The sequence below is a fragment of the Bradyrhizobium guangdongense genome (genome assembly GCF_006483445.1).
In the GTDB taxonomy this organism is placed as follows: domain Bacteria; phylum Pseudomonadota; class Alphaproteobacteria; order Rhizobiales; family Xanthobacteraceae; genus Bradyrhizobium; species Bradyrhizobium guangdongense_A.
In genome coordinates, this window is the sequence record NZ_PPPT01000281.1 from 1 (window position 1) to 6863 (window position 6863).

Below are 6863 nucleotides of genomic sequence, written 5' to 3' on the forward strand. Positions count from 1 at the left end.
AGGATACGGTGGAACGTCGTATCCCTGCCGAGCTCGTCGAGCCGCGACACCGCCCGCTTGTGACGCAGCAGCGATTTCGGCGTCATCATGATGAGCGGCTTCCGGATCTCGCGATGGAGCTGGCGCCGCAGCACGTGGAAGTAGTTGGCCGGCGTGGTCGGATAGACCACCTGCATGTTGTCTTCGGCGCACATCTGCAAATAGCGCTCGAGGCGGGCCGAGGAGTGCTCGGGGCCCTGGCCCTCATAGCCGTGCGGCAACATGCAGACCAAGCCCGACATGCGCAGCCATTTGCGTTCGCCCGAGGACATGAACTGGTCGAACACGACCTGCGCACCGTTGGCGAAATCGCCGAACTGGGCTTCCCACATCGCGAGCGCATTCGGCTCGGCCAGCGAGTAGCCGTATTCGAAGCCGAGCACGGCTTCTTCCGACAGCAGCGAGTTGATGACCTCGTAATGGCCCTGCTCGGTGCCGAGATGGTTGAACGGCGTGTAGCGGCTCTCATCCTCCTGGTCGATCAGGACCGAATGGCGCTGCGAGAAGGTGCCGCGCTCGGAGTCCTGGCCGGACAGGCGGACGTGATGGCCTTCCTGCAGCAGCGTGCAGAACGCCAGCGCCTCGCCGGTCGCCCAGTCGAGACCGATGCCGGAATCGATCGCCTTGGCACGATTGTCCAGGAAACGCTGGATGGTGCGATGGACGCGGAAGCCATCCGGTACCTTGGTGATCTTGCGGCCGATATCCTTGAGCACGGCGACATCGACACCGGTAATGCCGCGCCGCGCATCCTCTTCCTGGTCGGCGATCTTGAAGCCGGACCACTTGCCGTCGAGCCAGTCGGCCTTGTTCGGCTTGTAGCCGGACCCGGCCTCGAACTCGGCATCGAGCCGGGCACGCCAGTCGGCCTTGGCCTTGTCGACCTCGCCATCGGTCATCACGCCTTCGGCAACCAGCCGCTTGGCATAGATCGTCAGTGTCGAGGGATGCGAGGCGATCTGCTTGTACATCACAGGCTGGGTGAACGCCGGCTCGTCGCCTTCGTTGTGGCCGTAGCGGCGATAGCAGAACATGTCGATGACGACAGGCTTGTGGAACTTCTGCCGGAACTCGATCGCCACCTTGGCGGCGAACACAACGGCTTCCGGATCGTCGCCATTGACGTGGAAGATCGGCGCGTCGATCATCTTTGCGACGTCGGACGGATAGGGCGACGAGCGCGAGTAACGCGGATAGGTGGTGAAGCCGATCTGGTTGTTGACGATGAAGTGCAGCGAACCGCCGGTGCGGTAGCCCTTCAGGTCCGACAGGGCAAAGCATTCCGCGACCACGCCCTGGCCGGCGAAGGCAGCGTCGCCGTGCAGCAGCAGCGGCAGCACCGAGATGCGCTGGTCCGGCGGATCGCCATGCTGGTCCTGCTTGGCGCGCACCTTGCCGAGTACCACGGGATCGACGATCTCGAGATGCGAGGGATTGGCGGTCAGCGACAGATGGATGCGGTTGCCGTCGAACTCGCGGTCCGAGGACGCGCCGAGATGGTACTTCACGTCGCCGGAGCCTTCGACGTCCTCGGGGTTGGCCGAGCCGCCCTTGAACTCGTGGAACAGCGCGCGATGCGACTTCGCCATCACCTGCGTCAGCACGTTGAGGCGGCCGCGATGCGGCATGCCCAGCACGATCTCCTTCACGCCGAGATTGCCGCCGCGCTTGATGATCTGCTCCAGCGCAGGGATCAGCGATTCCGCGCCGTCCAAACCAAAGCGCTTGGTGCCGGTGAACTTGACGTCGCAGAACTTTTCAAAGCCCTCGGCTTCGACGAGCTTGTTGAGGATGGCGCGGCGGCCTTCGCGGGTGAACGAGATCTCCTTGTCCGGACCCTCGATGCGCTCCTGGATCCACGCCTTCTGCGCGGCGTTGGTGATGTGCATGAACTCGACGCCGAGCGTCTGGCAGTAGGTGCGCTCGCAGATCGCGACGATCTCGCGGAGCGAGCCGTATTCGAGCCCGAGCACGTGATCGAGGAAGATCTTGCGGTCGAAATCGGCCTCGCTGAAGCCGTAGGTGCGCGGGTCGAGCTCCTCACGGTTGCGCGGTGCCTCGATGCCGAGCGGATCGAGCTTGGCGTGGAAATGCCCGCGCATGCGGTAGGCGCGGATCAGCATCAGCGCGCGCACCGAATCGCGGGTGGCCTGGAGCACGTCGGCGGAGGAGAGCTCGGCGCCCTTGTCGGCCGCCTTGGCCTTGGCGGCGATCTTGCTGCCGACCGCCTTCTCGACCTGGACCCAGTTGCCGTCGAGCGCCGAGGTGAGATCGTCGCGGGGGGTCTCCGGCCAGTTGTCGCGGGCCCAGCTCGGGCCCTCGGCGTTCTTGCGAACGTCTGCCGGCTGGTCCTTCAGGCTCTGGAAGAACTCCTGCCATTCCGGATCGACCGAACCGGGATCCTTCTCATAGCGGGCGTAGATATCGTCGATGTAGGTGGCGTTTGTGCCCTGCAAAAACGATGAAAGGGCAAAGGCTGCGTTCGCGTCCTGGCGAGACATACTTGAGTTCCTGGCGATTTTTGTTTGCGCCCTGAAAACGGCGCTGAGACCGATCCCCCGGCGTGGATCGGTGCGTCAGCGACCATTTACCCTATTTGGCGCGAAACTTCGCCCGGAAAACAACGAAGAAGTGAATTAGCCTTTCAAAATTTCGGCAAGCGTGTGTCCGAGCCGCGCAGGCGACGGAGAGACGGTGATTCCGGCCGATTTCATCGCTTCGGTCTTGGAACCGGCGTCACCCTTGCCACCGGCGATGATCGCGCCGGCATGGCCCATGCGGCGGCCAGGAGGTGCGGTAACACCGGCGATGAAGCCAACCATCGGCTTCTTGCGGCCGCGCTTGGCCTCGTCCTTGAGGAATTGGGCGGCGTCTTCCTCGGCGGAACCGCCGATTTCGCCGATCATGATGATGGACTCGGTCTTGGGGTCGCCGAGCAGCATCTCCAGGACGTCGATGAATTCGGTGCCCTTGACCGGATCGCCGCCGATGCCGACCGCGGTGGTCTGGCCGAGGCCCTCCTGGGAGGTCTGGAACACGGCTTCATAGGTCAGGGTGCCGGAACGGGAGACGATGCCGACGCTGCCGGTCTTGAAGATGTTGGCCGGCATGATGCCGATCTTGCATTCGCCGGCTGTCATGACGCCCGGGCAGTTCGGTCCGATCAGGCGCGATTTTGAGCCGGCGAGCGAGCGCTTCACCCTGACCATGTCGAGGACCGGGATACCCTCGGTGATGCAGACGATCAGCGGCACTTCCGCGTCGATCGCCTCGCAGATCGCATCAGCCGCGCCCGGCGGCGGCACGTAAATGACGGAGGCATCAGCGCCGGTCTTCTCGCGCGCCTCGCGCACGGTGTCGAACACCGGCAGGTTCAGATGGGTCGAGCCGCCTTTGCCCGGCGAGGTGCCGCCGACCATCTTGGTGCCGTAAGCAATCGCAGCCTCGGAATGGAAGGTGCCGTTCTTGCCGGTAAAACCCTGGCAGATGACTTTGGTGTTGCGATCGATAAGAACGGACATTGGATCATCCTATAGTTCAAGCTTCAGCGCATTGAGGGAGGAGGCGGATTGAAGAGGAGAAAGATATCAAACAGAACATACCCGAGCGAGAAGAAGCCAACTCCGACACACGCCACGACGACGACATCTCGCGGCTGAGGCCTGGCTTCGACATTCTCGTCATCGTCGATATCCCTACGGAAGCGATAGCCGACCCAGAAACTCGCAATGCCGCCGAGCAGCAAGGCGATCCAGACCAGTGGGCGGATATCCTGCATCGGATTGGCCTACCCATTGATCCGCCGATACGTCCCGGTGAGCACGTCGGCCCAACCTTCCGCGTCCGGCGAGAACTGGATCTTCAACGCGTAGGAATTGTCGTCGATGATCTCGTAGACGTGGCGCGCGTTGCCGCGAAGCGAGCCGCGCACCAGTGTCAGGGTCTTGCCGGCCCAGCCGCCGGAGGCGGGCGAAGGCGGCGTGTAGCCGAGCGAGTCGTACCAGAACAATTTGTAGGTCCGGTCGTCGCGGTCCCAGGTGAAGAGGCCGTGGGTGGCAAAACTCTGCTTGCCGTCACGCGTCTGCACGGTGTCCTGGATCAGGTAGAAGCCGTTGAGGTCCATGCGCGCGACGACCCTGGAGGTCGCCGGCCCGCCGGCAGTCCAGCGCGACGGAAAAACCATTTCCTCGCCATTCCATTCACCCGCGAGCACCGACAAGCGCGTGTGCTCCGGCAGCGGAGATGATGCGGAAAGATGGTCCTTCGGCATGTCCTTGGGCATGGCCTTAGCCTCCCTTGACGGCCTTCACGATCTTCTGCGCGGCGTCGTCGAGATTGTCGGCCGGCAGCACGTTGAGGCCGGATTCCCTAATGATCTTCTTGCCGAGCTCGACATTGGTGCCTTCGAGACGGACCACCAGCGGCACGCTGAGGCCGACTTCGCGAACGGCAGCCGTGACGCCCTCGGCGATGACGTCACACTTCATGATACCACCAAAGATGTTGACCAGAATGCCCTTCACGTTGGGATCGGCGGTGATGATCTTGAAGGCGGCCGCGACCTTTTCCTTGCTGGCACTGCCGCCGACGTCGAGGAAGTTGGCCGGCGACATGCCGTACAGCTTGATGATGTCCATGGTCGCCATCGCGAGGCCGGCGCCGTTGACCATGCAGCCGATATTGCCGTCGAGGGTGACGTAGTTGAGGTCGTATTTCGACGCCTCGATTTCCTTGGCGTCTTCCTCGGTCTCATCGCGCAGCGCGAGCACCTCGGGGTGACGGAACAGCGCGTTGTCGTCGAATGACACTTTGGCATCGAGCACGCGGAGCTGGCCCTGCTTGGTCACGACCAGCGGGTTGATCTCCAGCATCGACATGTCCTTGGCGACGAACGCCGCGTAGAGCTGCGCGGTGAGCTTTTCGGCCTGCTTGGCGAGGTCGCCGGAGAGCTTCAGCGCATTGGCGACGGTGCGGCCGTGATGACCCATGATGCCGGTGGCGGGATCGACCGAGAAGGTCACGATCTTCTCAGGGCTGTTGTGCGCGACGTCCTCGATGTTGACGCCGCCCTCGGTCGAGACGACGAACGAGACGCGCGAGGTCTCGCGGTCGACCAGGATCGAGAGGTAGAATTCCTTGTCGATGTCGGAACCGTCCTCGATGTAGAGGCGGTTGACCTGCTTGCCGGCGGGGCCGGTCTGGATCGTGACCAGCGTGGCGCCCAGCATCTGCTTGGCGAACTCGGAGACCTCGGCGGCGGATTTTGCGATGCGGACGCCGCCCTTGTCGCCGGCGGAGGCTTCCTTGAACTTGCCCTTGCCGCGGCCGCCGGCATGGATCTGGCTCTTGACCACCCAGACCGGGCCGGGCAGCGCCTTGGCGGCGGCTTCGGCGTCGGCGGGCTTCAGCACCGGAACGCCCTTGGAGATCGGTACGCCGAACTCGCCCAGCAGCGCCTTGGCCTGGTACTCATGGATATTCATCTGGTCGCTCCCTGAACCCTTGCGCGGTGACCTCGCGGGCTCACCTCAGTTTTGGCTGGCATACCATATACCACAGGAACTGCAACCCGGATTCTTCTGCTAAAATCGCAAGAGGCCGGCTTGCCGGACCCGGACCTGCCTGGACTGCCCCAGACAGGACGCCGGAAATGGAAGCGCCGAAGACCGGGTTTTCGGTCTTCGGCGCAGTTGTCTCGATCAGCGGCCGAGAAGATCGGGGGCGATCTTCTTGCAGGCGTCTACCAGACCCTGCACCGCGCCGACCGACTTGTCGAAGGCCTCGCGGTCCTTGCCGCCGAGCTCGATCTCGACGACGCGCTCGACGCCCTTGGAGCCGATGACGACGGGCACGCCGACATACATGTCCTTCACGCCGTATTCGCCGTTGAGGTAAGCGGCGCAGGGCAGCACGCGCTTCTTGTCCTTCAGATAGCTCTCGGCCATCGCGATCGCGGAGGCCGCCGGGGCGTAGAACGCCGAGCCGGTCTTCAAGAGGTTGACGATCTCGGCGCCGCCATTGCGGGTGCGGTCGACGATTTCGTCGAGGCGCGCCTGCGAGGTCCAGCCCATCTTGACGAGGTCGGGCAGCGGGATGCCGGCAACGGTGGAATATTTGGTCAGCGGCACCATGGTGTCGCCGTGACCGCCGAGCACGAAGGCGGTGACGTCCTCAACGGAGACGTTGAACTCATCGGCGAGGAAGTAGCGGAAGCGCGCGGAGTCGAGCACGCCGGCCATGCCGACGACCTTCTTGTGCGGCAGGCCGGAGGCCTTCTGCAGCGCCCAGACCATCGCGTCGAGCGGGTTGGTGATGCAGATGACGAAGGCGTCGGGGGCGTACTTCTTGATGCCGGCGCCGACCTGCTCCATGACCTTGAGGTTGATGGAGAGGAGGTCGTCGCGGCTCATGCCGGGCTTGCGCGGCACGCCGGCGGTGACGATGCAGACCTTGGCGTTGTCGAGTGCCTCGTAGGAGTTGGCGCCGGTGTAATGCGCGTCAAAGCCGTCGACCGGGGAGGACTGCGCGATATCGAGCGACTTGCCCTGCGGCACGCCTTCCGCGATGTCGAACATCACGACGTCGCCCAGTTCCTTCAGGCCGATGAGATGAGCCAACGTGCCGCCGATCTGACCGGAGCCAATCAAAGCAATCTTGTCGCGCGCCATGGGAAACCTGTCCTTTGAGATGTCCGCGAGGGGATGGAAAACTGAGAGGGTGGTTATCCCTTTCGCTTGCCCCGTTCAAGTCGCCGAATGCCCAATTGTCGGGCTTGCCCGGATTGCAAGCGCAACCACCTCATTCTGGGGCGCGACGAAAGTCGC

6 protein-coding genes are annotated in these 6863 nt (G+C 63.5%); all 6 read right to left on the reverse strand.

Annotated elements, in window-relative coordinates; translation table 11 throughout:
- Positions 1-2540, reverse strand: a 2540-nt coding sequence (locus C2U70_RS31675) for a 2-oxoglutarate dehydrogenase E1 component (RefSeq protein WP_140982558.1), incomplete at its 3' end; no start/stop codon positions are given.
- 135 nt (positions 2541-2675) lie between these two features.
- Entirely contained in the window at positions 2676-3560 is an 885-nt protein-coding gene (gene sucD, locus C2U70_RS31680; RefSeq protein WP_140982559.1) for a succinate--CoA ligase subunit alpha, read from the reverse strand.
- A 23-nt stretch (positions 3561-3583) separates the two neighbouring features.
- A complete protein-coding gene (locus tag C2U70_RS31685; RefSeq protein WP_140982560.1) occupies positions 3584-3817 on the reverse strand; it encodes a hypothetical protein in 234 nt (77 codons plus the stop codon).
- Positions 3818-3826: 9 nt separating this feature from the next.
- Positions 3827-4309: a DUF1579 family protein gene (locus C2U70_RS31690; RefSeq protein ID WP_140982563.1), complete on the reverse strand. Its 483-nt coding sequence runs from the start codon at positions 4307-4309 to the stop codon at positions 3827-3829.
- A gap of 16 nt (positions 4310-4325) precedes the next feature.
- Positions 4326-5522, reverse strand: a complete 1197-nt coding sequence (gene sucC, locus C2U70_RS31695) for an ADP-forming succinate--CoA ligase subunit beta (protein ID WP_140982561.1) — start codon at positions 5520-5522, stop codon at positions 4326-4328.
- A 216-nt stretch (positions 5523-5738) separates the two neighbouring features.
- Positions 5739-6707, reverse strand: coding sequence for a malate dehydrogenase (mdh, locus tag C2U70_RS31700; protein WP_140982562.1), 969 nt, complete (start codon positions 6705-6707; stop codon positions 5739-5741).
- Positions 6708-6863 lie beyond the last annotated feature (156 nt).

Coding starts and splice junctions, on each gene's coding strand:
- sucD (WP_140982559.1), bottom strand. CDS start 3,560: ATGTCCGTTCTTATCGATCGCAACACCAAAGTCATCTGCCAGGGTTTT.
- C2U70_RS31685 (WP_140982560.1), bottom strand. CDS start 3,817: ATGCAGGATATCCGCCCACTGGTCTGGATCGCCTTGCTGCTCGGCGGC.
- C2U70_RS31690 (WP_140982563.1), bottom strand. CDS start 4,309: ATGCCGAAGGACCATCTTTCCGCATCATCTCCGCTGCCGGAGCACACG.
- sucC (WP_140982561.1), bottom strand. CDS start 5,522: ATGAATATCCATGAGTACCAGGCCAAGGCGCTGCTGGGCGAGTTCGGC.
- mdh (WP_140982562.1), bottom strand. CDS start 6,707: ATGGCGCGCGACAAGATTGCTTTGATTGGCTCCGGTCAGATCGGCGGC.